This is a genomic window from Streptosporangium sp. NPDC005286 (genome assembly GCF_040607515.1).
Classification (GTDB): domain Bacteria; phylum Actinomycetota; class Actinomycetes; order Streptosporangiales; family Streptosporangiaceae; genus Streptosporangium.
The window spans coordinates 57,039-80,836 of the sequence record NZ_JBEXGU010000023.1 but is presented as its reverse complement, the minus strand read 5'-3'; the positions used below and the strand labels follow the sequence as shown (position 1 = coordinate 80,836).

At 69.4% G+C, this 23,798-nt stretch carries 25 protein-coding genes and 1 riboswitch; of the genes, 11 read left to right on the top strand and 14 right to left on the bottom strand.

All coding sequences use genetic code 11. The annotated features are described in order from the left end of the window. Positions 1 to 100 precede the first annotated feature (100 nt). From ABZU75_RS11940 to ngcE, 5 genes are all read right to left on the bottom strand, one after another. Positions 101 to 391, bottom strand: coding sequence for a 4a-hydroxytetrahydrobiopterin dehydratase (locus ABZU75_RS11940; protein WP_350930402.1), 291 nt, complete (start codon positions 389 to 391; stop codon positions 101 to 103). Next, complete coding sequence (locus ABZU75_RS11935) at positions 378 to 980, bottom strand: hypothetical protein (protein ID WP_350930401.1); 603 nt, start codon at positions 978 to 980, stop codon at positions 378 to 380. Before ABZU75_RS11935 ends, ABZU75_RS11940 begins: the two co-directional genes overlap by 14 nt. A gap of 108 nt (positions 981 to 1,088) precedes the next feature. Then, entirely contained in the window at positions 1,089 to 1,994 is a 906-nt protein-coding gene (locus ABZU75_RS11930; RefSeq protein ID WP_355552459.1) for a carbohydrate ABC transporter permease, read from the bottom strand. Then, the gene (locus tag ABZU75_RS11925) at positions 1,994 to 2,905 is read right to left on the bottom strand and encodes a sugar ABC transporter permease (RefSeq protein WP_355552456.1); all 912 of its coding nucleotides are present in this window, start codon (positions 2,903 to 2,905) and stop codon (positions 1,994 to 1,996) included. Before ABZU75_RS11925 ends, ABZU75_RS11930 begins: the two co-directional genes overlap by 1 nt. 5 nt (positions 2,906 to 2,910) lie before the next feature. After that, positions 2,911 to 4,365, bottom strand: coding sequence for an N-acetylglucosamine/diacetylchitobiose ABC transporter substrate-binding protein (ngcE, locus tag ABZU75_RS11920; RefSeq protein WP_355552453.1), 1,455 nt, complete (start codon positions 4,363 to 4,365; stop codon positions 2,911 to 2,913). Between the two features lie 331 nt (positions 4,366 to 4,696). Here ngcE and ABZU75_RS11915 point away from each other — a divergent pair, with 331 nt between their 5' ends. The 6 genes from ABZU75_RS11915 (at position 4,697) to ABZU75_RS11890 (ending at position 8,902) form a co-directional block, all read left to right on the top strand. Continuing rightward, positions 4,697 to 5,344: a class II aldolase/adducin family protein gene (locus tag ABZU75_RS11915; protein WP_355552450.1), complete on the top strand. Its 648-nt coding sequence runs from the start codon at positions 4,697 to 4,699 to the stop codon at positions 5,342 to 5,344. A 97-nt stretch (positions 5,345 to 5,441) separates the two neighbouring features. Further along, positions 5,442 to 6,662: a DUF4032 domain-containing protein gene (locus tag ABZU75_RS11910; protein ID WP_355552447.1), complete on the top strand. Its 1,221-nt coding sequence runs from the start codon at positions 5,442 to 5,444 to the stop codon at positions 6,660 to 6,662. 78 nt (positions 6,663 to 6,740) lie between these two features. Further along, positions 6,741 to 7,187 carry a roadblock/LC7 domain-containing protein gene (locus ABZU75_RS11905; RefSeq protein WP_355552444.1) on the top strand — a complete coding sequence of 149 codons (447 nt, stop codon included), beginning with the start codon at positions 6,741 to 6,743 and terminating at the stop codon, positions 7,185 to 7,187. 4 nt (positions 7,188 to 7,191) lie between these two features. Next, a complete protein-coding gene (locus tag ABZU75_RS11900; protein ID WP_355552441.1) occupies positions 7,192 to 8,070 on the top strand; it encodes a hypothetical protein in 879 nt (292 codons plus the stop codon). A 61-nt stretch (positions 8,071 to 8,131) separates the two neighbouring features. Further along, positions 8,132 to 8,518 (top strand): roadblock/LC7 domain-containing protein, encoded by a 387-nt coding sequence (locus ABZU75_RS11895; protein ID WP_350930394.1) that lies wholly within the window; start codon positions 8,132 to 8,134, stop codon positions 8,516 to 8,518. 12 nt (positions 8,519 to 8,530) lie between these two features. Continuing rightward, the gene (locus tag ABZU75_RS11890) at positions 8,531 to 8,902 is read left to right on the top strand and encodes a hypothetical protein (RefSeq protein ID WP_355552436.1); all 372 of its coding nucleotides are present in this window, start codon (positions 8,531 to 8,533) and stop codon (positions 8,900 to 8,902) included. A gap of 127 nt (positions 8,903 to 9,029) precedes the next feature. On the opposite strand, the gene ABZU75_RS11885 is transcribed toward ABZU75_RS11890, so the two are convergent. From ABZU75_RS11885 to ABZU75_RS11865, 5 genes are all read right to left on the bottom strand, one after another. Further along, a complete protein-coding gene (locus ABZU75_RS11885) occupies positions 9,030 to 10,007 on the bottom strand; it encodes a hypothetical protein (RefSeq protein ID WP_355552433.1) in 978 nt (325 codons plus the stop codon). Positions 10,008 to 10,242: 235 nt separating this feature from the next. Then, a riboswitch (cyclic di-AMP (ydaO/yuaA leader) is annotated at positions 10,243 to 10,394 on the bottom strand. Positions 10,395 to 10,797: 403 nt separating this feature from the next. Beyond that, positions 10,798 to 11,598: a DUF4253 domain-containing protein gene (locus tag ABZU75_RS11880; RefSeq protein ID WP_355552430.1), complete on the bottom strand. Its 801-nt coding sequence runs from the start codon at positions 11,596 to 11,598 to the stop codon at positions 10,798 to 10,800. A gap of 164 nt (positions 11,599 to 11,762) precedes the next feature. Further along, positions 11,763 to 12,602 carry a carbohydrate ABC transporter permease gene (locus ABZU75_RS11875; protein WP_355552427.1) on the bottom strand — a complete coding sequence of 280 codons (840 nt, stop codon included), beginning with the start codon at positions 12,600 to 12,602 and terminating at the stop codon, positions 11,763 to 11,765. Further along, on the bottom strand, positions 12,599 to 13,537 hold the full coding sequence (locus ABZU75_RS11870) for a sugar ABC transporter permease (protein WP_355552424.1): 939 nt from the start codon (positions 13,535 to 13,537) through the stop codon (positions 12,599 to 12,601). Before ABZU75_RS11870 ends, ABZU75_RS11875 begins: the two co-directional genes overlap by 4 nt. Then, positions 13,534 to 14,796: an extracellular solute-binding protein gene (locus ABZU75_RS11865; protein ID WP_355552421.1), complete on the bottom strand. Its 1,263-nt coding sequence runs from the start codon at positions 14,794 to 14,796 to the stop codon at positions 13,534 to 13,536. Before ABZU75_RS11865 ends, ABZU75_RS11870 begins: the two co-directional genes overlap by 4 nt. Positions 14,797 to 14,965: 169 nt before the next feature. Between ABZU75_RS11865 and ABZU75_RS11860 the strand changes: the two genes are divergently transcribed. Both ABZU75_RS11860 and ABZU75_RS11855 read left to right on the top strand, forming a co-directional pair. Beyond that, positions 14,966 to 15,751 carry an IclR family transcriptional regulator gene (locus ABZU75_RS11860; RefSeq protein ID WP_355552418.1) on the top strand — a complete coding sequence of 262 codons (786 nt, stop codon included), beginning with the start codon at positions 14,966 to 14,968 and terminating at the stop codon, positions 15,749 to 15,751. Between the two features lie 118 nt (positions 15,752 to 15,869). Further along, positions 15,870 to 16,814 carry a sugar kinase gene (locus tag ABZU75_RS11855; RefSeq protein ID WP_355552415.1) on the top strand — a complete coding sequence of 315 codons (945 nt, stop codon included), beginning with the start codon at positions 15,870 to 15,872 and terminating at the stop codon, positions 16,812 to 16,814. A gap of 39 nt (positions 16,815 to 16,853) precedes the next feature. Here the strand turns inward: ABZU75_RS11855 and ABZU75_RS11850 are convergent, their stop codons facing one another. Together ABZU75_RS11850 and ABZU75_RS11845 are read right to left on the bottom strand one after the other, a co-directional pair. Further along, positions 16,854 to 19,880 (bottom strand): DUF6493 family protein, encoded by a 3,027-nt coding sequence (locus ABZU75_RS11850; protein WP_355552412.1) that lies wholly within the window; start codon positions 19,878 to 19,880, stop codon positions 16,854 to 16,856. 256 nt (positions 19,881 to 20,136) lie between these two features. Next, a complete protein-coding gene (locus tag ABZU75_RS11845; RefSeq protein WP_355552409.1) occupies positions 20,137 to 20,454 on the bottom strand; it encodes a hypothetical protein in 318 nt (105 codons plus the stop codon). Positions 20,455 to 20,675: 221 nt separating this feature from the next. On the opposite strand from ABZU75_RS11845, the gene ABZU75_RS11840 reads away from it, so the two are divergent. Further along, complete coding sequence (locus ABZU75_RS11840) at positions 20,676 to 21,059, top strand: DUF427 domain-containing protein (protein ID WP_355552406.1); 384 nt, start codon at positions 20,676 to 20,678, stop codon at positions 21,057 to 21,059. A 128-nt stretch (positions 21,060 to 21,187) separates the two neighbouring features. On the opposite strand, the gene ABZU75_RS11835 is transcribed toward ABZU75_RS11840, so the two are convergent. After that, positions 21,188 to 21,640, bottom strand: a complete 453-nt coding sequence (locus ABZU75_RS11835; RefSeq protein WP_355552403.1) for an NUDIX domain-containing protein — start codon at positions 21,638 to 21,640, stop codon at positions 21,188 to 21,190. A gap of 161 nt (positions 21,641 to 21,801) precedes the next feature. Between ABZU75_RS11835 and ABZU75_RS11830 the strand changes: the two genes are divergently transcribed. Next, positions 21,802 to 21,954, top strand: a complete 153-nt coding sequence (locus ABZU75_RS11830) for a hypothetical protein (RefSeq protein ID WP_355552400.1) — start codon at positions 21,802 to 21,804, stop codon at positions 21,952 to 21,954. Positions 21,955 to 21,983: 29 nt separating this feature from the next. On the opposite strand, the gene ABZU75_RS11825 is transcribed toward ABZU75_RS11830, so the two are convergent. Beyond that, complete coding sequence (locus ABZU75_RS11825) at positions 21,984 to 22,922, bottom strand: MerR family transcriptional regulator (protein ID WP_355552397.1); 939 nt, start codon at positions 22,920 to 22,922, stop codon at positions 21,984 to 21,986. Between the two features lie 433 nt (positions 22,923 to 23,355). Between ABZU75_RS11825 and ABZU75_RS11820 the strand changes: the two genes are divergently transcribed. Beyond that, complete coding sequence (locus tag ABZU75_RS11820; protein WP_355552394.1) at positions 23,356 to 23,793, top strand: Fur family transcriptional regulator; 438 nt, start codon at positions 23,356 to 23,358, stop codon at positions 23,791 to 23,793. The last annotated feature ends 5 nt before the right edge of the window (positions 23,794 to 23,798 follow it).

Here is a 23,798-nt window from a genome sequence, read left to right as displayed (position 1 = left end):
GACCGGCTCGGCCGCCGCCCCGTCTACCTGATCGGCGCCGCCGGGGTGGGCCTGTGGGCCTTCGCGTCTCGTCGATACCCGCGGCCGAACCGCTCGGCGTTCAGGCGTTGGCGGCGGCTATCTCGTCGATGCGGGCGGCCAGGGTGAAGTCCATCTCCGTCAGCCCGCCGGCGTCGTGCGTGCTGAGCGCGAGGTGGAGGGTGCGCCAGCGGATGTCGATGTCGGGGTGGTGGTTGAGCTTCTCGGCCTCGACCGCGATCTCGTCCACGATGCGGATCGCGGTCGGGAAGTCGGTAGCAGTGATCTTCCGGCGGATCTCGTCTCCCTCGCGCCGCCATTCGGGCAGGCCGGTGAGCCGATCGTCCACCGCGGAGTCGTCAAGCAGGTTCATCCTCCCAGGAGATCACGTCCCCGGCGAGGACACCAAGCCGGGGCAGGCTCCCGGCGCGCCGGGCCATGGCCATGATGCCCTGGGCCATGGCGGTGGCGTGGCTGGTCCCCTCCAGGAGGGGCTCCAACTCGGGCAGCAGACCGGGTAGCCGGGACAGGCTCCAGTCGTGCCAGCCGGACAGGCGGGTGCCGCCGCTGTCGGGGTCCTCGGCGCGGTAGGCGGCCAGGATCGGGCACTCCCGGTGAATGCGGAGCAGCCATCTCTCGATGTCGGCGTTGAGCGCGGCTATCCGGGAGGGCGCGGCGTACAGCCAGCCGTCGTCGCCGATCCGGTCGGACTCGCCGCCGAGCGCGGGGTAGGAGCGGGCCACCGTACCGTGCAGGAACAGGCCGCTGGCCACCATGAGCTGGCGCCCCTCGCACCAGTCGAGCGCCCCGCGCAGGGGTGCCGGGACGGTGTCGACGATGACCGCGCACTGGGAGGCCGTGGGCTGCCGGGCGAAGCGGACGTGCACCTCGGCCCACATGTAATAACTCGCCTCCCCCGCTCCGAAGAAGGGGAAGGGGAAGTCCTGGTCGGGGTGGGCCATGGGTCGGGTTTCTCCGTGGAGAGGGGACAGGAGTCGTTCCGAATATGAACGACTCCTGACGACACTCTCGGGATTACTCGCCGGAGCCGGTAATTTGACCGGATCCGGTCATTTGACCGCGCCGGAGGTGAGACCCGACTGGATCTGGCGCTGGAAGATGATGTAGACGATCATGACCGGGATGATGGCCATGCTCAGCGCGGCGAACAGGCCGGGCCAGTCGGCCTCGTAACCGGCGCTGGTGGAGATGTTGGCGACGCCCTGGGTGATCAGCCACTTGTCCTCGACGTTGCCCGACAGCAGCACGATCGGCAGGAGGTACTGGTTCCACTGACCCAGGATGTTGAAGATCGTGATGCTGACCAGCCCCGGCTTGGCCATCGGCACCATGATCTGGAAGAACGTCCGGGTGTGCGAGCAGCCGTCCATCATCGCCGCCTCGGCCACCGAGGTGGGCAGCGTCTTGAAGAACGCCGACAGGAAGAAGACGGTGAACGGCAGCGAGTAGGCGATGTAGACCAGGATCACGCCGAGGTGGGTGTCGATCAGGCCCAGGTTCTTCACCACGAAGAAGAGCGGGACCAGCGCGAGGAAGACCGGGAACGTCATCCCCGACACGAACAGGAAGTAGATCGCCCTGTTGCCGGGGAAGCTGTAGCGCGCCAGCACGTACGCGGCCATCGAGCCGAGCAGCATGGTGCCGGCCGTGCTGCACGCCACCACGAAGACGGTGTTCAGCATGTACTGCCCGATGTGCGCCTTCTCCCAGGCCCGGCCCCAGGCGTCCCAGCCGAAGGAGGCGGGCAGCGTGATGGCGTCCCCGAAGATCTCGGTGTTGGTCTTGAAAGAGGCCAGGAACGTCCAGAGGATCGGGCCGACGATCAGGATCGCCCAGACCAGCAGCGCGAGGTGGGACAGCACCCCGAAGGGGCCGAGCGAGCCCCTGGTCCGCCTGGCACGCGCGTGGGCGGCGGGGCGGGAGGCGGCGGGCTTGCGAGCCGTGTCCGTGGCCATCAGAACTCGATCCTCTCGCGCCGGGTCACGCGCAGGGTGAGGGCGGCGAACGTGATGGTCATGAAGAACAGCGCCACGCCCATCGCCGACGCGTAGCCGAACTTGGAGAAGTTGAACGCCGTGCGCCAGATCTCCATCGGGAGCACCGTCGTGGCGTTGTCGGGCCCACCGCGGTCGACCGAGAGGACCTGGACCAGGGCGAAGGCGTCGAAGGCGGCGATGCCGAGATAGACCCAGGCGACCTGCATGGTGTCCCAGAGCAGCGGGATCGTGATCCTGAAGAACAGGGTGAACCTGCCCGCGCCGTCGAGGGCGGCGGCCTCGAACACGTCCTTGGGGATGGAGGACATGCCGGCCGAGAACAGCACCACGTAGAAGCCGACGGCCTGCCAGATCATCACGCCGATGATGGCCAGCAGGGCGATGTCGGGATCGATGAGCCAGCCGACCGGTTCGATGCCGACCTTGCCGAGCAGGCCGTTGATCACGCCGGTCCCGTCCGGACGGTAGATCGCCTGGAAGAGCACGCCGACGATGGCGACGGCCAGGACCTGGGGCAGGAAGAAGATCACCCGATAGACCTTCGAGCCCCAGATCCCGGTCATCCGACCGCCCCGCTGCCCGCCGCTCAGGTTGAGCAGGAAGGAGAAGAACAGGGCGATCACGATGGTGACCAGCGGCATGACAAGCAGCAGAACACCGTGGTGACGCACCGCAGCCCAGAAGACCTCGTCGTCAAGGAGCCTGGCGAAGTTCTCCAGGCCGATGAACTGAGGGTTCGCCGAGATGCCCTTCCAGTTGGTCACCGCGATGTAGAAAGCCTGGATGTACGGGCTGACCACGAAGACCACGTAGAGGAGCACCGGCGCGGCGAGAAAGCCGACGATGAACGGATACTTGCCTTGCCGCATCGGGGCTACACCGTCCGGGTCTGCTTGGTGATGGACGAGTCGGCCTTGGTCTTGTCGGCGGCCTTCTGCATCTTCTCGCAGAACTCGTCGGCGGAGATGCGGCCGAACATGAGCGCGTTGGTCTGCTTGCGCAGCTCGGTCTCGAACTCCTTGTACCAGTTCTCGAAGCTGCTGAAGGTGACGATGTTCTGGCCCGCGGCGCTCTGCGCGGCGCTGAGGCTGGCGTTGCCCGGCGACAGCTCCAGGCCGTCGGCGGCACCGGTCACCACCGTGATGTTGCCGGACTTCTCGGTGAAGCCCCTCGCGCCCTCCTTGGAGAGCATGATGCGCAGGTACTCCAGGCCGCCCTTGGGGTTCTTGGCCTTGGCCGGGACGATGTACGCCTCGCCGGCGGCGGCGCGGATGGCCTCGAACGGCAGCTTGTCGGCCGCGGTGACGCTGGGAGTGGGCGACAGCGCGTACTTGAAGCCTTCGGGGGTCTGCTCCTTCTGCTCGTTCTCCAGCCAGGAACCGGAGGGGTAGAGGGCGACCTTGCCCTGGTTCTGGCGGAGCTGCACCTCGGTGTGGATCAGGCCCTCAAAGGACTTGTCCATGTATTTGGCGATCTCAGCCCAGGCGGCGGCGGACTGCTTCATGGCGTCGCGCTGCCAGACTCCGTCGACGAGGTTGTCGACGTCGAGCAGGATCTGGTTGCCCTCGATCTTCGCGGCGGAGATGAGGATCATCCAGTACGCGTAGTAGGAGGCGTTCTTGCCCGCGTACGCGAACGGGGTGATCCCGGCGGCCTTGGCCTTCTCGGCGAAGGCCTTGAACTCCTCGAAGGTCTTCGGCGGGGTCCAGCCGTTCTTCTCGAACAGCGCGGAGTCGTACCAGAGGCCGTACGCGGAGAAGACGTAGTTCATCAGGTACGGCTTGCCCGCGAGGAGACCCGACTCGACGGTGCCCGGCGCGACCAGGTCACGGACCTTCTTGCTCGGGTCGTCGATCGAGGGGGCGTCCCACAGCTCGGTGAGCTCAAGAAGCTGGCCCTCCTGCTGCAGGGCGCCGTTGTCCATCAGGTCGGTGCCGGAGTTGGCGATCACGTCGGGGACGTCGCCGCCGGCGAACCGCGGCTGCAGGGTCTGTGCGATCTGCTGGGTGGCGACGTGCTTGACCTGTGCCTGAGCGAACGCCTTCTTGTACAGCGGCTCGTGCACCTCGGTGGCGTAACTGTCACCGAGGCCGCCCTTGAAGATGACGACCTCAAGCGGCGCGTCGGCGGCGACGCCGAACGGGTTCGCCGCGGAGATCGCGCCACCCGCGGAGGGGGCCGCCGAGGTGCTGGCCGCCGGAGCCGCGCCACCGGTGGCGCAGGCGCTGAGCAACCCGGCGCCTGGACCGACGATCAGAGCGCTCATGCCGATCCGGCGGAGCAGCTGCCGCCGGGTGATGTCTCCGGGCGTACCGACCGAGTTTGACATGCAACCCTCCTGAACGGGGGATCAATTAGGAAAGTTTCCTAAACGTTTGCCCGAAGGTACGTATCCGCGGAGTCCAGCGTCAAGACTTCCCGGCCGGTCTAGACCGAGCCGTGATGTCCTCGCGACCTATCCGCTAGCTACCAAACGCCAAGGAGGTGCAATTCAATGACAGAACGGTACACAGTGGCCGATATTTCCCTGGAATTATTGACGCGACCACCGCCAGGGAGATAAAGGAACCGTGCTCGCCGGCAGCCAAGGGGCGGCAACCGGTCTAGACCAGATAATGAGGGTTTGCCGCCCGGTACCGCAAGCCCCTACTTTTGACGGCATGTTGCTGGCCGAGCAGCGCCGCCTGCTGTGTGAGTACGGCCGCCGGGCCGCCACGACCGGACTGGTCGTCGGAACCGCGGGGAATCTCAGCGTGCGCGCGGGCGAACTCGTCGCCGTGACGCCCAGCGGCGTCTCCCTCGACCGGCTGGAACCCGAGGCCTGCCCGATCGTCGACGTCGAGGGCCACCTCGTCGAGGGCGACCTGCGGCCGTCCTCGGAGACCCCTATGCACCTGGCGGTCTATACGACAACCGAGGCCGGCGCCATCGTGCACACCCACTCCGTCTTCGGCACCGTGGTCGCCACGACCATGAGCGAGCTGCCGCCCATCCACTACAACGCCCTGCTGCTCGGCGGGACCGTCCGCGTCGCCGAATACGCCACCTACGGCACGCCCGAGCTCGCCGCCTCCGTCCGGGCCGCGCTGGCGGACCGGCGCGCGGCGCTGCTGGCCAACCACGGCGGGGTCACGATCGGCGACGACCTGGACGGGGCCTTCGAGGCGACCAGGCTGCTGGAGTGGCTCTGCGAGGTCTACGTGCGGGCCAAGGGCGTCGGCGAGCCCCGCGTGCTCACCGAGGAACAGCTCGCCGCGGTGGTCCGGCGCGCCTTCGATCCGCCCACGTTCCCCCGCCGCGGGAACTGACCGCGACACGACCGCCCTTTGCCCGTACGCCCTCGTCGCGAGGACCGAGCGCGACGCGGCCCCCGCCCCGTACACCCCCATCGCGAGGACTGACCCGATGCCTCTCCAGCTCACCGGCGCCCCGAGCGATCCGGACCTCATCCGCCTGCCCTGGGACGTCCCGCTGGAGGACTGGCCCGAGCACCGCCTGGTCTCCCTGCCGCGCGGCATCTCCCGGCACGTGGTGCGCTTCACCCGCCTGGCGGGCAAGGTGTACGCGATCAAGGAGATCAGCGAGCACTACGCCAAGCGCGAGTACCGCCTGCTGTGGGACCTGAGCCGGCTGGACACCCCGTCGGTCGAGCCGGTGGCGGTGGTCACCGGACGGACCGACGCCGCCGGCGAGCCGCTCGACTCGGCACTCATCACCCAGCACCTGCAGTTCTCGCTGCCCTACCGGGCGGTCATGTGCGGGACGGTCCGCCCCGAGACGCTCAACCGGCTGCTCGACGCCCTGGCCGTGCTGCTGGTACGGCTGCACCTCAGCGGCTTCTACTGGGGCGACTGCTCACTGTCGAACGTCCTGTTCCGCCGGGACGCGGGCTCCTTCGCCGCCTACCTCGTCGACGCCGAGACCGGTGAGCTGCATCCCATGATCAGTGAGGGCCAGCGGCTGTACGACATCGAGGTGGCGCACACCAACATCTTCGGCGAGATGCTCGACCTGGAGGCGGGCGGGTTGCTGCACTCCTCCATCGACCCCGAACAGGTCGCCGACTCCGTCTGCGAGCGCTACCACCGCCTCTGGGGCGAGCTCACCTCCGACGACATCATCGAGGAGGTCGACTGGCACATGATCGACCAGCGGATCCGCCGGCTGAACTCGCTGGGCTTCGACGTCGCCGAGATGATGGTCCGCCGCAAGGCGGGCACCGGGCGGCTGATCGTCCGCCCCAAGGTGGTGGACGCCGGGCACCACCAGCGCAGGCTGCTGCGGCTCACCGGCCTGGACGTGGAGGAGAACCAGGCCAGGCGGCTCCTCAACGACCTCGACTGCTTCCGCGTGTCGTACGGCCTGCGCCACGAGGACGAGGCGATCGTGGCCCACCGCTGGCTGGCCGAGGTCTTCCAGCCCACGGTGGAGGCCGTCCCGCAGAATCTGCGCGGCAAGCTGGAGCCCGCCCAGTTCTTCCACGAGGTGCTCGACCACCGCTGGTTCCTGTCGGAGGAGGCCGGGAACGACGTCGGCCTGCCCGCCGCGGTGAATTCCTATGTGAAGAACATTCTTGTTTTCAAGCCGGACGAAAAGGCGATTATCACCGACCAGCCAACGGGTTGATTTCCACCCGGGGTGTATATCTTCCTACTCGGTTGGTGAATCCTACGCTTTTTCCTATCAAGGCACTGGCTGGAAAGGATGGATCCCGAGGGCTTTCCCTACGCTGACCGGGCGACGCCTGAAGTCGCCGGCAAGGGAGAGCACGTGCTCGGAATCGAAGACTGCCTCACTGAGGTAATGGCCATCCCCGGTGCCCTGGACGCGATCCTCATCGATCAGACCAGCGGGACGGTCGTGGCGACCGGCGGCGCGAGCCGCCACGGTGACGTGGAGCGATCGGCCGCGGGGCTGAGCGAGACCCTGCGCGCGACGCTGGACGGACTCGCCGTCACCGCACCGGGCGGCACCGTCCGGATCGACGACATGATCATAACCACGGACGGCGGCCACCATTTGCTGCGGCCGTTGGAAACGCTTTTCGACGGCCCGCTGGTCATTTACGTCAGGCTCGACCTGGAACGGTCGAACCTGGCATTGGCCCGCCACCGCCTCCAGGCCCTTTCCGGCCGCCTGATATCGACGTGAAGCCGTGCCGAGCGTCGAGATCATCCTCAGCGGGCTCGCCAGTGATCGCGCCACCGGCTCGCTCCGCCTCGGCAAGGCGGGCGCCATCTATCTCACCGACGGCCGCGTGACCTACGCCGAGAGCGCGGCGGCCCCCCGGCTGGAGGACCTGCTGGCGGCCTGCCGCGGGATCTCCGCCCACGCCGTACGACAGGCCAGGCAGTCCGCGACCGAGGATCTGCGGGGCGGCGAGCCGCCGGTCGCCGCCCCGCAGATCCTCGGAGGCGACCGGCTCCTCGCCCAGGGTCTGCTCACCAGGGGCGAGCTGGAGTTCTGCGTGCTGAGCACGGTGCTCGACGCCAGCTACTTCCTGCTGGAGTCGACCGGGCACCGGCCCAGGTTCCGGCGGGGAGAGCGGCACTGGCTCGGACCGCAGTGGTACTTCGACGCGGCCGGCCTGCTCCGGGAGTGCAAGCGGAGGAAGGCGCAGTTGGAACAGACCTGGCCGTCCGCGGAGCTGGACACGCTCCCGGTCGTCCCGCGGAGGCGCATCGCCGCCCAGCGGGTGGTGCTGAGCTCGCTGCAGTGGGAGGTGCTGGTCGGCGCCGACTCCACGGCGACCCCGGCCGACCTGGCACGCAAGCTGGGCCGCCCGGCGTACTCGGTGCTGCTCGCCGTACGGCAGCTCGCCTCCCGTGGGCTGCTGCGCGTCCCGGAACCCGACGCGGCCGCCGCACCCGCCGCGCAGGACCCGCTGCCGAGACGGACGAGGGGGGCCACGGAGATCCCGGCAGCCGGAACGGGCTCCCTGGCGACGCCTGCGTCGCTCCCCGGAGCCACCGGGGATCCGACCGACGTCAACCTGCTCATCCGGCTCAGGAACGCATTGGAGGCACTGACTTGAGCCTGGTTCGATGCCGCCGATAAGGCTGCGGACGCTGAAGCTGATCGGAAGGAGGGTGTCGGTGGAACTGCGTGAGGAGATACGCCGGGAGATGGCGCTGCTGCGAGAGCGCATCCCCGACGTGGACGGGAGCATCGTGTGCAGCGTCGACGGCCTGACCCTGGCCAGTGATCTGGGCCGCGACACCGCCGCCGAGCAGACCGGCGCGCTCTCCTCCGCGCTCCTGGCCCTCAGCCGCCGGATGACGGGCATGGCCGGCAAGGGCACCTTCGAGGAGACGCTGATCTCCGGCACCAACGGCTACGCGGCCTGCTACGCCGCCGGACCCAAGATCGTCCTCACAGTCCTGGCACGCCCGGGGACCAACCTCGGGCTGCTCCGGCTGGAGGGTCGCAAGACGGCGGCCAGATTGGCCGCCATCACCTCGCGCATGTCGATAACCCAGTGATCGGAGACAGAAATGGGCAACATGGACATCTCTCTCAAGGAGATGATGGCGATCGACGGCGCCATCGGCGCGGTCATCGTCGACTACAACAGCGGGATGGCGCTGGGCGCGCTCGGCGGTTCCAAGGATCTCGACCTCCAGGTGGCGGCCGCGGGTAACACCGAGGTCGTCAAGGCCAAGATGCGGACCATGGAGTCGCTCGGTCTCAAGGACGGCATCGAGGACATCCTCATCACGCTCGGCACGCAGTACCACGTGATCCGCCCGCTCTCCGGCCGGAGCGGCAAAGGCCTGTTCATCTACATGGCCCTCGACCGGAACCGGGCCAACCTCGCGCTCGCGCGGCACGTCCTGCGCGGCATCGAGGAGAGGCTCGAGGTCTGATCCTGCCGCGGCCCGTGCCCTTTCAGAAAGGGCACGGGCCGCGGCAGGAGCTCACCGCCCGGGCGTTACCGGGGCGGTGAGCTCATCGATCGCGTCGGTGCGGGACGGCCGGAGATCGCGCCGGGCCTCAGCTCTCCTCAGCGACCGCCCTGCGGCGGAGGCGGCCGGCGACCAGGTAGGTGGCACCGCCCGCGGCGAGCACTCCCGCCAGGGCCAGGGTGGCGGCCGTGGTGGCGGAGGGCCCGGCCGGGGTCGCGGCCGCCACCGGGGCGGTGGCGGCCAGGTCCCGGACACCCTGCTCGGCGGCCTTGGCATCGGCGCCGGACAGGGCGATCGGCTTGGCGGCGACGATCGCCCCGGGCGCGGTGAGGGGCTCGGACATGATCTTGGGCTTGGCGAACGTCTGGCTCACCTGCTGGGTCTTCACAGCCTTCTTGGACTGCTCGTCCTTGACCAGGACGGTCTGCGGAGGCTTCGCCGGGTTCGCGTCCCGGTAACGCCAGGCACCGGTGGAGAACGCCACGGGGTGGTTCTTCTTGCCCACGCCGTCACCCCACTTGGTGACCACGTACTTGACGTCGATGTGGCCCATGCCGCCGTTACCGTCCACACCGAGCGTGCCGGGGTTGAACCGGCCACCGGTCAGGTCGGCGAAGGTCTTGGCGTCAAGGTCGATCATGACGCCCACGTTGGAGGGCACGCCGGGACCGCGGTCACCGACGAAGAACTTGGCCTTCTTGCCCTTGTAGACGACGTAGCCCTCGGTGAACAGGGGCCAGCTCGGGCTGGCGATCATGCCCTTCTGCATCGGCTTGCCACTGGCCGGCAGACCGGTGTCGCCGGCCCGGCCCGAGGAGTCGTCCCAGAAGTAGGAGGCCCTGGTCGAGCCCTGGAGGAGCACGACCTCGTTGGCGGCCACCTCGGTGTCCGTGCCGGGGGAGGCGGCGGAGGCCGGGGCGGCGGAGGCGGGGGAGGCGGGCAGCGCGGAGGCGACGCCGCCGGAGACGAGCACGCTCGCGCCGACGAGGGCGGCGGTGATGAGACGGTTCTTGTACGAGAGGTTCTTGATCAGACCGTTCTTGGGCAGGTCAAAGGGGAGATGCATGAAGAAGGGGCTCTTTCACGAGGGAACGGGGCAGCCAGCTGCGACACACGGCAAGGGGTGCACTGGCGGGGACGCGCTCTTCGGAAAAGCGGCGTGGCGAGATCAGCGGATCGCTACGCGGAGCACGGTCCAGGTGCCGCGCTCAGGCGCGGCGACGAAGGACGGAGATGAAGTTCAGGTGGTCGGCACGGGCAGGGCGGGCACCGACGCGGTGACGCGGTGATCCATGAGGGGGATCTCCTCTCCAGCTCGTCTACCGGGTTAGCTGACGGGTTCGGGCGATGGAGTTGCCCTACCGCCGCACATTCGCGGCGGATTCACCCCGGGAAAGTGGTTCCCCGGTTCCCTGGACCCTGCGGGCCCGGTGGGATTCGACGTCGGCCGGCCGCTCCCTCTTGTGAAGGGCAGGTCGCCAACCGATATCCGTGGACACTACCCACCGAAACCGGACAAAGCAAAGCAAATGTCATGAAAACCCCAGAAGATCTACCTACAAGCTTCAAGAGAAGCCCATCGGAGACCCCGTCCCACCAACAACCGCCCTACCAGCGAGAACGTCTTGCCGATCTCGGGTTTCACACCCCGGAGACCCGTATCCGAGGGCCTTCCGCGCCCACGAGGAGCCCAGTCGCGCGAGGGTGATCCACACCCCGCGCCCCGTACCCGAAGCCCTTCCACGCCCGGGGAGAGACCATCCCCGAGGTAGATCACCCTCAAAGGTCCACATTGGGGAATACACGCTCTCCGAGGAAGCCCTCCCTCGACGAAGGGGGACCCACGACGGGCGAGCTCAGTCCCACCAGAACGACCAGGCGTTCCTGCCCTTGATCTGCTCGGCGTAGTCGATGAGGTTCCCCGCGCCCTGGATGATGCTGTCGGGGCAGAACGTCCAGTGCTCCGCGGCGACGTGCAGGGCGTGTTCCGAGGTCGTCGGGGGCGCGGCGACGCTGAGGTCGAGGGTGTTGAACCCCATCCCGACCAGCCGCACCCCGAACCTGTCCTCCCAGCTCCGTACCACCGCCGCGAGCGGGACCATCCACTCGTTGTGGTTCAGGGCGCCCTGCCAGCCCATGACGGCGAGGGCGTCGGCCCCGCGCTCGACCGCGACGAGTCCGAGCGGGGTCCTGCGCTCGGCCACCAGGCCCGCGTACCAGTCGGCGACCACACCGGGATCGGCGGCGAGCCTTCCCGCCGGGGCCGGACCCGGACATTCGACTCCGAAGGGGGCGAGGATTTCGAGCTGGTCGATGTGAGCCTTGGCGATCCAGTCGGACCAGACCTCGCCCATGAACGCGGCGGCGTGGTAGTTGTCGATCTCGACGGCGGTGTCCGGGGCGATCTGACCGGCCGACCAGGGCTGCACCGAGTCCTCCAGCAGCACCGGCCACAGGCCGGAGTGCTCGTGCTGCGCCCGCAGCCGTGCCCAGTACTCACCTGAGACGGCCACCTCACTGAGCCAGAACGCCGGACGGCGACGAAAGGAGAGCTGAGCGTAACCGGGGTCGGGCCACACCACGTCACCCGGTGGCAGGTCCACCGAGAGCCTCCGGCCCTCGCCCCCGCTGCTCCCGTCGGCCTCGTCAGCGAACAACTGGCCCAGAACTGGCGGAAGCCTCCCACCCTCGCAATCGCTCATTCCTACCGATCCGATCCTGACCACGGACCAATTTTGGCCTGTCAACCATCCCGAGGGACAGTTCTGCCCTGGTCCAGGCAAAAATTATCGGTACAGAGGGGAACGGAGCCCGGCGGGTGTCAGTCCTTCACCGCCCCACCCAGCCCGGCCACCAGCCTGCGCTGGACGGCCACGAAGAAGATCAGCACAGGAACGGTCATCAGCGTCGAGGCCGCCATGATGCCGCCCCAGTCGTTCTCGTCGGGCTTGAAGAAGACCAGCAGGGCCGAGGGCAGCGTCTGGTTGTCCCTGGCCGAGATGATGAAGGTCCTGGCGAAGATGAAGTCGTTCCAGGCGGTGATGAACGAGAAGACGCTCGTGGCGACCAGTCCCGGCGCGACGAGGGGAAAGAGGATCCGCCACAGGATCACCGGCCGGCTCGCGCCGTCGATCATCGCAGCCTCCTCCAGCGTCTCGGGCACCGCGGCCACGAACCCCCTCATCATCCAGACGGCGAACGGCAGCGAGAACGCCAGGTGGACCAGGACGAGCGAGCCCAGGGTGTTGAGGCCCACTCCGGGCACCACCCCGCCGAGGTCGCGGACGAGGAAGAACAGCGGGATGGTGAGCGCCTCCACCGGCACCATCTGCGCCACCAGGAACATGATCAGCACGGTGGTACGGAACCGGAAACGGAACCGGGTCACCGCGACCGCGGCGAGAAAGGCCACCAGCGCGGACAGGACGACGACGGTCAGGGCGACACCCAGGCTGTTGAGAAGGTAGCGGCCGAAGTTCTCGCCACCGAGCACCCGCCGGAAGTGCTCGAAGGTGGGTGCCAGGGTCCATGGGCGCACCTGGAGTGACTGGATCTCCCCGGCGGGCTTGAGCGCGGAGAGCACCATCCAGTAGATCGGGAAGAAGGTGACGAACGCGGTGACCAGCGCCACCGCGTTGGCGACCAGGCGGGACCTGCTCACAGCTTCTCCCCCGTACGGTAGAGGGCACGGATGTAGAAGAGGGTGACCGTGAGCAGGATCAGGGTCATGACGACGCCGATCGCCGCGCCAAGCCCGTACTCCGACGAGCCGAAGGCCGTCTGGTAGGCGTAGACGTTGAGCACCGAGTTCTGCCCCGCTATGCCGCCGCCGTTGGTCATCACATAGATCTGCGTGAAGATCTTGAAGTCCCAGATGATCGACTGAATGACCACGATCGTGATCAGCGGCCGCAGCATCGGCACGATGATCTGCCAGAACGAGTTCCACGCGGAGGCGCCGTCCAGGGCTGCCGCCTCCAGGACGGAGACCGGAATGGCCTGGATCCCGGCGTAGAGGGTCACCATGACGAATGGGAAGGAGTGCCAGACCACCGTGGCACCGACCACCCCGAAGGTCACCCATTTGTCGTAGAACCAGTTATAGCCCTCGATGCCCAGGACCTGGTTGACCAGGCCCAGGTCGGCGTCGAAGAGGAACATCCAGACCGTCGAGCCGGTCATGGCGGGCGCGGCCCAGGCGGCCATGGCCGCCAGCGACAGCAGCAGCCGGGGCACCCGGCCCGCCCTGGTGAGCACGACGGCGAGGGTCGCGCCGACGGCCAGCGTCGCGACCACCAGGGCCGCGGCGAACACCAGGGTCTGCGCCAGCACCGACCAGAAGCGCTGGTCGCCCAGGAGCGTCGCGTAGTTCTCGAAGCCGATGAACCTCGTCGGCTCTCCCCCGCTGACCTGGGCCTGCCGGTAGTCGAACACCGACAGCAGGCCGAGCATGTAGATCGGGTAGCCGAAGAGCGGCAGCAGCACGGCGGCAGAGGGCAGCAGGTAGAGCCACGGCCTGAGCCCGCCGCCGGGGCGCGGCACCGCCCGGCGGACCCCGGCCCCGGAGCCCGCCGTCGTCGTGGTGGCGGTGGTCATGACCGGCCGAACGCCGCCTTCACCGCCGTGGCGGCCTCCTCGGTGGCCTGCTCGACTGTGGACTGCCCCGTGGCGATCTTCTGCAGCATGGTCGGGATGACCTTCTGGTTGTCGATCTTCACCCAGGCCGGGTCGATCGGCACGAAGCGGGTGCCCGCCGCGACGGTGTCGAGGAACGGCTTGAGGAAGGGGTCCGAGGCCGCGAGCTCGTCCCGCGCGGAGGTCAGGGTGGGCAGGTTACCCATGGCCTCGTACATCTTGGTCTGGTAGGTCTTGCCACCCAGCAACTGGACGAACTTGACGGCCAGCGAGCGGTGCCCGCTGTTCTTCATGACGCCGAGGTTGTTGCCGCCGGAGAAGGCCGGGGCGATCGTCCCCTCCTCGGTGCCCGGCAGCGGCACCACCGCGTATTTGCCCGCCGCCGCGCCCGCATCCACCGCGGACCTGCTGAAGTTGCCCAGGATGCCCATCGCGGCCTTGCCACTGGCGAACAGTTCGACGGTCTTGCCGCCGGTGAGGCTCGCACACGCCTGCGGCGGGCAGTTGTCATCCTTGAGCAGGTCGGTGTAGTTCTTCACACCCTTGCGGGCGGCGTCGCCGTCGAGGCTCTCGATGTCGCCTCCGGCGTCCCAGACGAAGGGCAGCGCGCCGAAGGTGTACTCCCCTCCGACGGCGACGCCGTACAGGTCGGGCTTCTTCTCACGGATCTCGCGGGCGGTCTCGGTCAGAGCCTTGATCGTCGTGGGCGGCTTGAGGCCGAGTTCCTCGAAGACGTCGGTGCGGTAGTAGAGGGCCCGGATGCCGATATACCACGGCAGGCCGTAGACCTTGCCGTCGACGGTCGCGGACCCGAGCAGGTCCGTGCCGACGTCCTTGCCCTCCGGCCAGCTCGCGAGGTCGGCGCTCAGGTCGGCGAAGCCGCCCGCGGCGGCGTACTCGGCCAGGTCGGTGTTGCCGTACTCGGCGACGTCGGGGGCGCTGGCCGGGTCGTTGAACGCGCCCTTGAACTTCTCGTGCCGGGCCGGCGTCGTCGGGATGTAGGTGACCTCGACCTTCACCCCCGCGTTGGCCGCGGTGAACTCCTTGATCGCCTCTTCCACCACCTTCTCCTTGGGAGCACGGTTGGGCTCGTCGAAGAGCCAGACCCGCAGGGTTCCGGACTTCTCGTCGCCGCCGCCCGCCGACGGGGCGGTGGACGGCGCGCACGCGGCGAGGGCCAGCAGGGCCACACCCGCCACGGCCACGTTCAGGAACTTCAAAGCGCCTCCTCCTGTTGGCGGCAGACCCTAGGAAGCCCCGTCCGCCACGGGAAGCAGATCACCGATTTGTTGTGCAGTGCAGAAGGTTGTGCTGCAAGCTGGCGCGAGGTGGCGTGCTCGCCTACCTTGACCTGGTATTCGATCTGCCGGAGCACCATGGAAAGCCGTGATGAGTGAGCCCGCCCCGGAACGCAACCAGTCGGCCTCGCTCCGGCGTGCCCTCGCCGTCCTCGCGCACGTACGCGACCACGCGGGCGCGGGCCACGGCCTGTCGCTCACCCGGCTCGCCGAGGCGCTCGGCATGTCCAAGAGCACTGTGCTCCGGCTGGCCACCCCGCTCATCGAGGCCAGGCTGCTGGAGCGCGACCGCAGGAGCGGCGCCTACCGGCTGGGTAGCGGCGCCCTCCACCTCGGGCAGGCCTACCTGGCCACGCTCGACCTGCGGACCGTGGCCGCCGAGGAGTCGCACCGGCTGATGACGGAGGCCAGGGAGACGGTCCATCTCGTGGTCTACGAACCGCCCGACGTGGTCTATATCGACAAGGTCGAGAACGAGACCAACGTGCGCATGGCCTCGCGCATCGGCAGCCGCGCTCCCGTCTACCGCACCGCCGTGGGCAAGGCGATCCTCGCCTGGCAGCCGGAGGAGGCAGTCGAGGAGATCGTGACCGCCGGGCTGCCGTACGTCACCCGGCACACCATCACCGACGCCGCGCGCCTCCGTACCGAGCTGGGCCGGATCCGGCAGCGGGGCTACTCGGTCGACGACCGGGAGAACGAGCCCGAGGTGCGCTGCGTCGCGGCGCCGATCTTCAACCACAACGACGTCGCCATCTCGGCGATCTCCATCTCGGGCCTCACCTCCCGGATCACCGCCACGAGGGTACGAGAGCTGGGACCCCTGGTGGCCGAGACGGCCCTGCGCATCTCCAGGAAGCTCGGGGCGACCCGGTGACCGGCGAAACCGGACACGGTCCGTCCGCCGACGCCAGGACCGGTGTCGACCTCACCACCGGCACGACCCGTTGACCGGCGAAACCGGCACCGACCTCCCTAAGGACGACTCCTCTCCCATGACCGACCTGGTAACGCTCGGCGAGAGCATGGCGCTGTTCAGCGCGCGGCGTACCGGCCCGCTCAGGCACGCCCGCGACTTCGGGCTCGGCGTGGGTGGCGCGGAGTCCAACGTGGCCATCGGCGTCTGCCGCCTCGGCGGGCGCGCGGCCTGGATCGGCAGGGTGGGCGCCGACGAGTTCGGGGAACTGCTCCGCTCGACGCTGGCCGGCGAGGGCGTCGACGTACGGGGGATGCTGGTCGATCCCGAGGCGCCCACCGGCCTGATGATCAAGAGCAGGCGCACGTCCGAGGTGGTCGACGTGCGCTACTACCGCTCGGCGAGCGCCGGATCCCGGCTCCGCCCCGCCGACCTGGACGTCTCGCTGATCCGCTCGGCACGCGTGCTGCACGTCACCGGTATCACCCTCGCGCTGTCGGCGTCGGCCGCCGAGGCGGTGCGGGCCGCGATCGTCGAGGCCCGCGACGCGGGCGCGATCGTGTCGATGGACGTCAACTACCGCCGGGCCCTGTGGACGCCCGCCGAGGCGTCCGCCGCGCTGCGCGAGACCGTCGCCGCCGTGGACGTCCTGTTCGCCACCGAGGCCGAGGCCAGGCTGATCGTCGAGGGCGACGACCCGCTCACCCTGGCCCACGCCCTGTCGGACCTCGGCCCGCGCCACGTCCTCATCAAGCGCGGCGCCCTCGGCGCGGTCGAGCTCTCCGACGGCGCCGTACGGCACGCGGAGCCCCACCGGGTCGCCGAGCTCGACCCGGTGGGCGCCGGGGACGCCTTCGCCGCCGGCTGGATCGCCGAGACCCTCGCCGGGGCGACCTCCGAGCGGCGCCTCGCCACCGCCTCCGCCGCCGGGGCCTTCGCGGTGACCGCCGACGGCGACTGGGAGAGCCTCCCCCGCCGCGCCGACCTCGACCTGCTCCGCCCGTCCGACGGGGTCAGCCGCTGACCGTGACCGACGCCGATCGAGAACGCCGCCGTCCGGCTGTCACGACGCGGAGAGCAGGTCGCGCAGCCCGCGGCACTCGCGGATGACCTGGGTGGAGCCCTTGCGCCCGGCGACCGCCGTGACCTCGGGGATCTCGCCGGTCGCCTTCGCCTGCCGGGCCACCCGGCGGGCGAAGGCGAGGAAGTCGACCAGTTCCTTGGGGGGCCGCCCGCCAGAAACGGCCAGCAGGCCGGGCAGGGCGGCGGCGATCATGGTCCACGCCTCGCGGTGGGTGCCCACGCAGACGGCGTCCTCCATGATCGTCCGGAACGTGGAGATCGAGAGCCAGGACCGGCGTATCCGCTCCCCGAACTCCGCGCCCAGCTGGGCGGCGGGCAGGTCCCCGGTGGCCAGGAGGTACTGCACGGCCCGGCGCCGGTACACCGACATGCTCAGGGCGAGCCGTTCCACCAGCAGCAGGGCGGTCGCCTGCCCGACCGGTCCCTGCGCGCACGCGAGGTCGGTGAGCCGCGGCCCGTCGACGAGGCCACCGGTCCAGTCGCTGCGAAACCGGAGCGGGACCATGTGCGCGGCGATCACCTCGCGGTGGGACGGCATGACGCCCGGCCACCAGCCGATCAGCTTGCCGTGATGGCCGCGCCCCTCCTCCAGGAACCGGGGCGGCGAGACCAGGAGTTCGGCGATCAGCGACGCCGCGGCACAGACCGTCCGCTCACCGGCCGGTGCGCCCGGGGTGATGTCACTCGGGATGATGCCGCTCGGCGTGATGCCGCTCAGCGTGATGGAGGCCACCGCCAGGGTCTGCCACGCTTCGAGAACCCGCTGCGGCTCGCGCTCGTCGAGCCAGTGTCCGGCCGGGTCCTCCGTGAGCTTCCAGCCCGGCTTCGCACCGGGAGAGCAGAACCGGCGGACGGTCACCACCGGATCGGGCAGCCCGTTCCCCGCCAGCCGGCGGGCGGCCTCACGCCCGGCCGCCGAGGTCAGCGCGGCGGCCCGTGTCACCGCGGCGGGGTCGGCGGTCCTGGGCAGCCTGAGCAGCGCCTGCGCCAGATCGGCCGGGAGCGGCTCCACCCCCGCCGCCTCCAGCTCCTCGATCCGGGCGACCAGCTCCACGGGGTCGAGATGGCCGGTGGAGAGGGTGGGCGTGGCCAGCAGCAACGGCGGCAGGACACCCTCCTTGAGCGCGACCAGGATCTCCGCGTGACGACGCAGCACGAGCCACTCCGGCGCGCAGACCTCATCCCGGCCGGGAAGCCTCGTCCACGGCGACTCCGGTCGCGGGCCGGCAGGGCGGATCCCGCACCCGGATCTGGTCTCCTCCGGGGAGGCGAGGCCATCCGGAAGGGGTTCCGCGCCGGGATCGACGAACTCCGCCACGATCGCGGCACCCCAGCACTCGGGACTCGTCCAGCTGCCTTGCGTCGGCTGCCTCGCGGGGTGTGCCGCCAGCGCGTCCCGGAGCCCACCGGGATCTTCGGCGGCGAGGCGGACGAACCCGCCGAGAAACCCCTCGGCCTCGACCCAGTCCTTCTTCCCGTACAGGGCGACCACCTGCTGGGGCGTCCGCGGCACCGGGAACGCAGTGGCTGGCGGCGGCGCGGGGAGCGTGCCGGGGACGAAGGGCTCCTCCGGCTCCGGCTCGGGCTCGGGTTCCTCCTGGAGATCTCCGCCGAAGACCCCGACCAGCCTGTTGGACAGGCCGGCGGGAAGCTGCCCGGCCCCGTCCCGTACGGCCTCGGCACCGAGCGGGCCGAAGGCCGCCGCGTGCCCGACCAGCAGGCGCACGGCCCGCTCCTGGACTGCGGGCGCCTCGTGGCCGAGCGCCGCCACCAGGGCCGACGACAGCTCGTCGGCCCGTTCCGGCTCCCGCTGGAGGAACCGGTCCAGCCAGGCCAGCCCGGACCTGACCAGCCCGCTCTCCGCGCGGAACAGCAGGCCGGACAGGGCCTCGCTCACGTCGTCGGAGTCGAGGTCGTTCGCATCGTCCTGCGGGAGGGAGTCCAGGTGGCGCAGGTGCCTGAGCGACAGCTCGGCCACCGGCCCCGGCGCCGACGGCAGCAGCCGCAGGTAGTCACCGGCGCGGGAGGCCACCTCGGCGGGAGACGGTTCGAGCAGTTCGTGCAGGCGGGCGAAGAACCGCAGGTCGGTCGCGCCGCCCCCGCGCAGGAACCGGCCCACGCAGCCCTCCAGCAACGCCTCCCGGCTCACCCTTCCCTCGGCGGCCAGGGTGCGCAGTGCGCCCAGCCACGACTCGGCGGCGAGCGGGTCGGCCCGCTCCTCGCGCAGCGCGCGGCCCACCCCCTGCGCCTGGAAGAGCCTGGGCAGCAGCACGTCGAGCAGCGGGTCCTCGCGCAGCCGCTCCGCGGTCGGCGGTGTGTCGGCCCAGCCGACCACGAGCGGGTCGTGGTCGGGCGGTGTGGCACCGGTGTGGCGCAGCAGCGCCAGGGCGAGCGGCAGGTTCCGGTCTCCGAGGTCGCCTTCCCACCGCCTGGGCCGGACGCGGATCCGCAGCGCGAGCCGTACGACGAGATCGGCCTGCCACTCGGCGGGGCGGGTGGCGACCGCCTGGAGCACCGGCTCGACGAGGTCGGCGGAGCGATGGCGGCGTTCGAAGTCGCTCCGGCCGAGCCAGGCGACCACGGCCGCCGCACCGGGGAGCGTGCCCGCCCCCGCGACCCGCATCGGGTCGATCCAGGCATCGGCGTCGAACGTGGACGGGAACGCCCTGCGGTACTCCCGATCGTTCCGGGGCCCCTCCCAGGTGCCCTCCATGTCGCCTCCCCAGCCGAGGGTCTCCGCCCACCGCAGGTGGATCTCACGCTCGGGCACCCCGCACTCGCGGGCGAACCGCTTGTACGCCTCCCCCCGGGCCAGCCTGATTCGGTCGTACTCCTTCCCGCGCTCACGCAGCCGCCGTGCCACCTCCTCGCGGGCCTCCTGGATGTGACCCGGCAGTTCCCGGGCCACCTCCCTCCGCCCGGCGTCGTCGAGGTCGGCGACCCTGGCCGCGACCTTGAAGGCATCACCGGTGCCGATGAGGTCGCGGACTTCTTCCCACACGGTCATGACGGCATCTCCCGAGAACCGGTCCGGATCGCCCGGACGCAAGCGTGCGGCGCCTTCGCCACGAGGGACATTAGGCAGCGGCACGGACAGGAACGGGCCGTTGGAGCCCCGGCGAGCAGAAGATCAACCGCTGGGCGGACACCGTCTCCCCCCGGAGGCGGACGCGCTCTGGGCGGAGGGGGCGTCCCGGTTAGCCGTCGCCCGCTTCCCGGGAGTCGATCGCGCCGACGGCGGTGTACCGCATCGCGCTCCGGGCCTACGGTTCGAACAACACCAGAGGGTGCCGCCGGGCCAGCTCCAGCACCACGCGGCACACCTCTCCGGCGCGCGGGAAGACCGCGTCCATCAGCACGAACTCCTCCCCCACGATCAGCGGTGCGGACCACGGTGAGACCGCGTAGTTCTCGGCGGTCAGGTCGGGGAAGAGCGAGGTCAGCTCCTCGTAGAAGGCCGCCGTCTCCGGGCGCGGCTCACCGGGGACGGCGTCGCTCCGGCTCCAGACGAGATACCTGCGAAGCGCCTCCTGCGCGGTGATCGGTTCGGCCCCGAGCCAGACTCCGAGTTCAAAACTCACGCCACGTCCTCGCACTCGCCCCGGTTGTCCGGCTGTCGGATCCTACGCGCCCGGCGGATGCTCGGCGGGGTCGAACGGGTTGACGACCGACACCCCCGTGCCGTCGAAGTCCCCGACGTTCCGGCTGACCAGGGTCCAGCCGTTCACCCTGGCCCTACCGGGTTGGCGGCAGTGCGGTCCGAGGCTCGGCGTACTACCTTTGGAAGAAAGGAGTTCGCGCCATGACCGAAAAGCCCATCCTGCACCCCGGCCCCGATCACCCGATCACGATCGAGGCGAATCCGGCCCGGATCGTCGTCTCGGTGGGCGGCCGGGTGGTCGCCGACTCTCAGCGGGCGTTGACCCTGCGGGAGGCGTCGTACCCGCCGGTGCAGTACATCCCGATCGTCGATGTCGACCGCTCGCTGCTGGAACGGACCAGCACCGCCACCTACTGCCCGTACAAGGGCGACGCGAGCTACTACACCGTCACGACGGACGGGAAGCGGTCGGTGGACGCGGTCTGGTTCTACGAGTCGCCGCACCCGGCCGTCGCCGAGATCAAGGACCACATCGCCTTCTATCCCGACCGGGTCGACTCCATCGTCGAGGAGACGACCACCTGAGAGCCGGGGACACCCGTCCCGACGCGAGCCCGCCGAGAGCACGACCGGCCGGCCACGAGCTTCCGGATTCCATCGTGGTCGGCGTCGTCGATCGAGGTGACCGCCCGGCGCCGGGCACGGCACGGAGGCTAGAGACGCCCGCGGTGGATGAGAAGACGGTGTGACTCCTGCATCTCCTCCGGCAGTTCGTCCGGCGCGAACCATCTCGCCTCCAGAATCTCGAAATCGTCGATTTCGAGCGTGCCACCGATGAACTCGGCCTCGTACGCCACCTCCAGGCGCAGCTTGTAGCCGCTCTTCAGCCGAACGAGCTCTCCGACGTGGACCTTCAGCCCGGTCTCCTCCCGCACCTCGCGGCAGACCGTGTCCTCGAAGGTCTCCGACCTGTTCGCACAGCCGGTCGGCAGCCCCCACTGCCTGCCCTCCGGCCAGAAGCGATGCTTCAGCAGGAGAACGTTGCCGTCCGCGTCCCGCACGACCCCGGTCACACCGACCGTGAACTTGGCGTGCCGGAGCCAGAGGATGCGCCACTGGAGCGAGCCGTTGACAAGCCTCCAGAGCCGGACGATCAGCTTCTTCACAGTGATTCCATCCACGGGTCGGCGCCTGCCTGAAGATCGGACGCTACCGGGGAATGGCAGCATGGCACGACACGCCGACACACTCGGCGAGGAGTGGACGACCTACGCCCAGCCCGTGCTCGATATCGAGGAGGTCGACCCCGACACCACGCTCTCATCCGATGCTGGACTTCGTGCAGCTCAGCGCCGAGGTGGATCGTTCACTTCGGCTCGGCGACCACGCCCGGCTCAGAGAGCTCGTCCGCCTGTCCGGCGGCGAGGTCGACGTCATCTCGGCGCACGACCCATGGGAGTTCCAGAGGTCCGCCCGCTGAGCGGCCACGGCCGGGTCGAGGAGGGACCGCTACCCCGGTATCCGGGCACGCAAGGCCTGGATGAACCAGTCGAACACCCGCGCCAGGCTTTCCGGGGCCGGCCAGCCGTTGATCACTGCGAGCAGCTGAAGGTACAGCTCCCTGCGAGGGTCGTTCGCGGTTTCCAGCCGGGTCAGCAGCCGGCGCCGAAGGTCGACGTCGTCCACGCAGCCGAAGACATCCGCGTACTGAGCCGTGACCGCCGCGACGACCGGATCGGCCTGGGGCGAGGCCGGGTCGATGCCGGCCACCAGGGCTGGGCCGACCTGGTCACGGACCATTGCGGCAGAGTCGCGGCGCAGGACCGTGGTGTCGCCCTGGACACGCTCGGCCGCAAGATGCTCGGCCATGCGCCGCACGCTGGCGCGAAAATCCGGGTCCTGGGACAGTTCGGCCAACTCCACCCATGCCTCGACCTGCTCGGCCTCGGGATTGTCGGGCAGCTCGGGGGTCATCGAGCGCATGATCCCCACGAATCCGGCGTTGGCGTCCAGGCCGCCGAAGGCGGTGTCGAGGAAATCGCCGATCAGACGTCGACGTTCGTCCTCAGAAAGCTTGGCCAGCTGGTGCATGAGATCCATCTCCTCGGGAGTGGACCCGCGCTTGGCCACCGCCGTCAGCACCGCGCGCCGCAGGCGTAGCACTCGGATCTGCGCCGCCAGTGCTTCGGCGTGCGCTGCGGCGACCTCGGGAAGCGAGATCTCCCGGTGCACGACCTTCCGGATCGTGGGAAGGTTCAGCCCCAGGTCGCGCAGCGTCCGCACGAGGTCCAGGCGTGCGACGGCGTCGATGCCGTAGAGGCGGTGGCCTGCCGGGTTACGGTCGGTCGGCGGCACGATCCCGCGGTCGGAGTAGAACCGAATGGCCTTGACCGTCAGCCCGGTCCGCCGGGCCAGATCACCGATCGAGTAGAGCGTGTCGCCGTTCATGCCCTCACCCTTGCGCCTCCCCCTACGGGAGGCGCAAGGGTGAGGGCGAACCATCTCATCCACGAGTCCTGAAACTCCTCGCCTGTGGGGCAATGAGCTGTTCAACCAGAATCGCGCGGATGATCGCGTCGCCGCCGCGACGCTCGTTCGGTGCCGGACAGGACGGGGCCGAGCACGGGATGGAAGCCGGTGCCGCGTCAGGCGGCGTTCGCCCTGTTGGCGATCTTGCGTAACCGGGTGCCGGTAGCGTGATCGATTCCGCGTACGCGTACTCGTTCCGCCGCCGAGACGGCCCGACCGTGCTGCACCCCCAAGATCACCATCAGGACGACATGTCACGCCATAACAGGGCGAACATCGCTCGACACGGCGCTAGACTTGTATTATTCGTTGTCTTGGACAGTTCGTGTTTATGAAGTTAAGGTTTGACGCCATGACCGCACCCAGGACTCCAACCACCGCCGAGGAGCTACGCGGGGCAGGCCTGCGAGTGACGGCCGCCCGCGTCGCACTGCTCGAGACCGTCCGGGACGGTAACCACCTCGGCGTCGAGGCGATCGCCTCCGGGGTGCGCGATCGCGTGGGCCACATCTCCCTGCAAGCCGTGTACGAGGCCCTCCACGCGCTCACCGCGGCGGGACTCGTACGCCGTATCGAACCAGGCGACAGCCCGGCCCGGTTCGAGGGACGCGTCGGGGACAACCACCACCACGTGGTGTGCCGGTCATGCGGTGCCGTCGCCGACGTCGACTGCGCGGTCGGCGAGGCGCCCTGCCTGACCACGTCCGACCACCACGGCTTCTTGATCGACGAGGCCGAGGTCATCTACTGGGGCCTGTGCCCCGGCTGTTCCACCACCCGCGGTTCCTGAGCACC

Coding starts and splice junctions, on each gene's coding strand:
- ABZU75_RS11940 (WP_350930402.1), bottom strand. CDS start 391: ATGAACCTGCTTGACGACTCCGCGGTGGACGATCGGCTCACCGGCCTG.
- ABZU75_RS11935 (WP_350930401.1), bottom strand. CDS start 980: ATGGCCCACCCCGACCAGGACTTCCCCTTCCCCTTCTTCGGAGCGGGG.
- ABZU75_RS11930 (WP_355552459.1), bottom strand. CDS start 1,994: ATGGCCACGGACACGGCTCGCAAGCCCGCCGCCTCCCGCCCCGCCGCC.
- ABZU75_RS11925 (WP_355552456.1), bottom strand. CDS start 2,905: ATGCGGCAAGGCAAGTATCCGTTCATCGTCGGCTTTCTCGCCGCGCCG.
- ngcE (WP_355552453.1), bottom strand. CDS start 4,365: ATGTCAAACTCGGTCGGTACGCCCGGAGACATCACCCGGCGGCAGCTG.
- ABZU75_RS11915 (WP_355552450.1), top strand. CDS start 4,697: ATGTTGCTGGCCGAGCAGCGCCGCCTGCTGTGTGAGTACGGCCGCCGG.
- ABZU75_RS11910 (WP_355552447.1), top strand. CDS start 5,442: ATGCCTCTCCAGCTCACCGGCGCCCCGAGCGATCCGGACCTCATCCGC.
- ABZU75_RS11905 (WP_355552444.1), top strand. CDS start 6,741: ATGGATCCCGAGGGCTTTCCCTACGCTGACCGGGCGACGCCTGAAGTC.
- ABZU75_RS11890 (WP_355552436.1), top strand. CDS start 8,531: ATGGGCAACATGGACATCTCTCTCAAGGAGATGATGGCGATCGACGGC.
- ABZU75_RS11885 (WP_355552433.1), bottom strand. CDS start 10,007: ATGCATCTCCCCTTTGACCTGCCCAAGAACGGTCTGATCAAGAACCTC.
- ABZU75_RS11870 (WP_355552424.1), bottom strand. CDS start 13,537: ATGACCACCGCCACCACGACGACGGCGGGCTCCGGGGCCGGGGTCCGC.
- ABZU75_RS11860 (WP_355552418.1), top strand. CDS start 14,966: ATGAGTGAGCCCGCCCCGGAACGCAACCAGTCGGCCTCGCTCCGGCGT.
- ABZU75_RS11855 (WP_355552415.1), top strand. CDS start 15,870: ATGACCGACCTGGTAACGCTCGGCGAGAGCATGGCGCTGTTCAGCGCG.
- ABZU75_RS11850 (WP_355552412.1), bottom strand. CDS start 19,880: ATGACCGTGTGGGAAGAAGTCCGCGACCTCATCGGCACCGGTGATGCC.
- ABZU75_RS11840 (WP_355552406.1), top strand. CDS start 20,676: ATGACCGAAAAGCCCATCCTGCACCCCGGCCCCGATCACCCGATCACG.
- ABZU75_RS11830 (WP_355552400.1), top strand. CDS start 21,802: ATGCTGGACTTCGTGCAGCTCAGCGCCGAGGTGGATCGTTCACTTCGG.
- ABZU75_RS11825 (WP_355552397.1), bottom strand. CDS start 22,922: ATGAACGGCGACACGCTCTACTCGATCGGTGATCTGGCCCGGCGGACC.
- ABZU75_RS11820 (WP_355552394.1), top strand. CDS start 23,356: ATGACCGCACCCAGGACTCCAACCACCGCCGAGGAGCTACGCGGGGCA.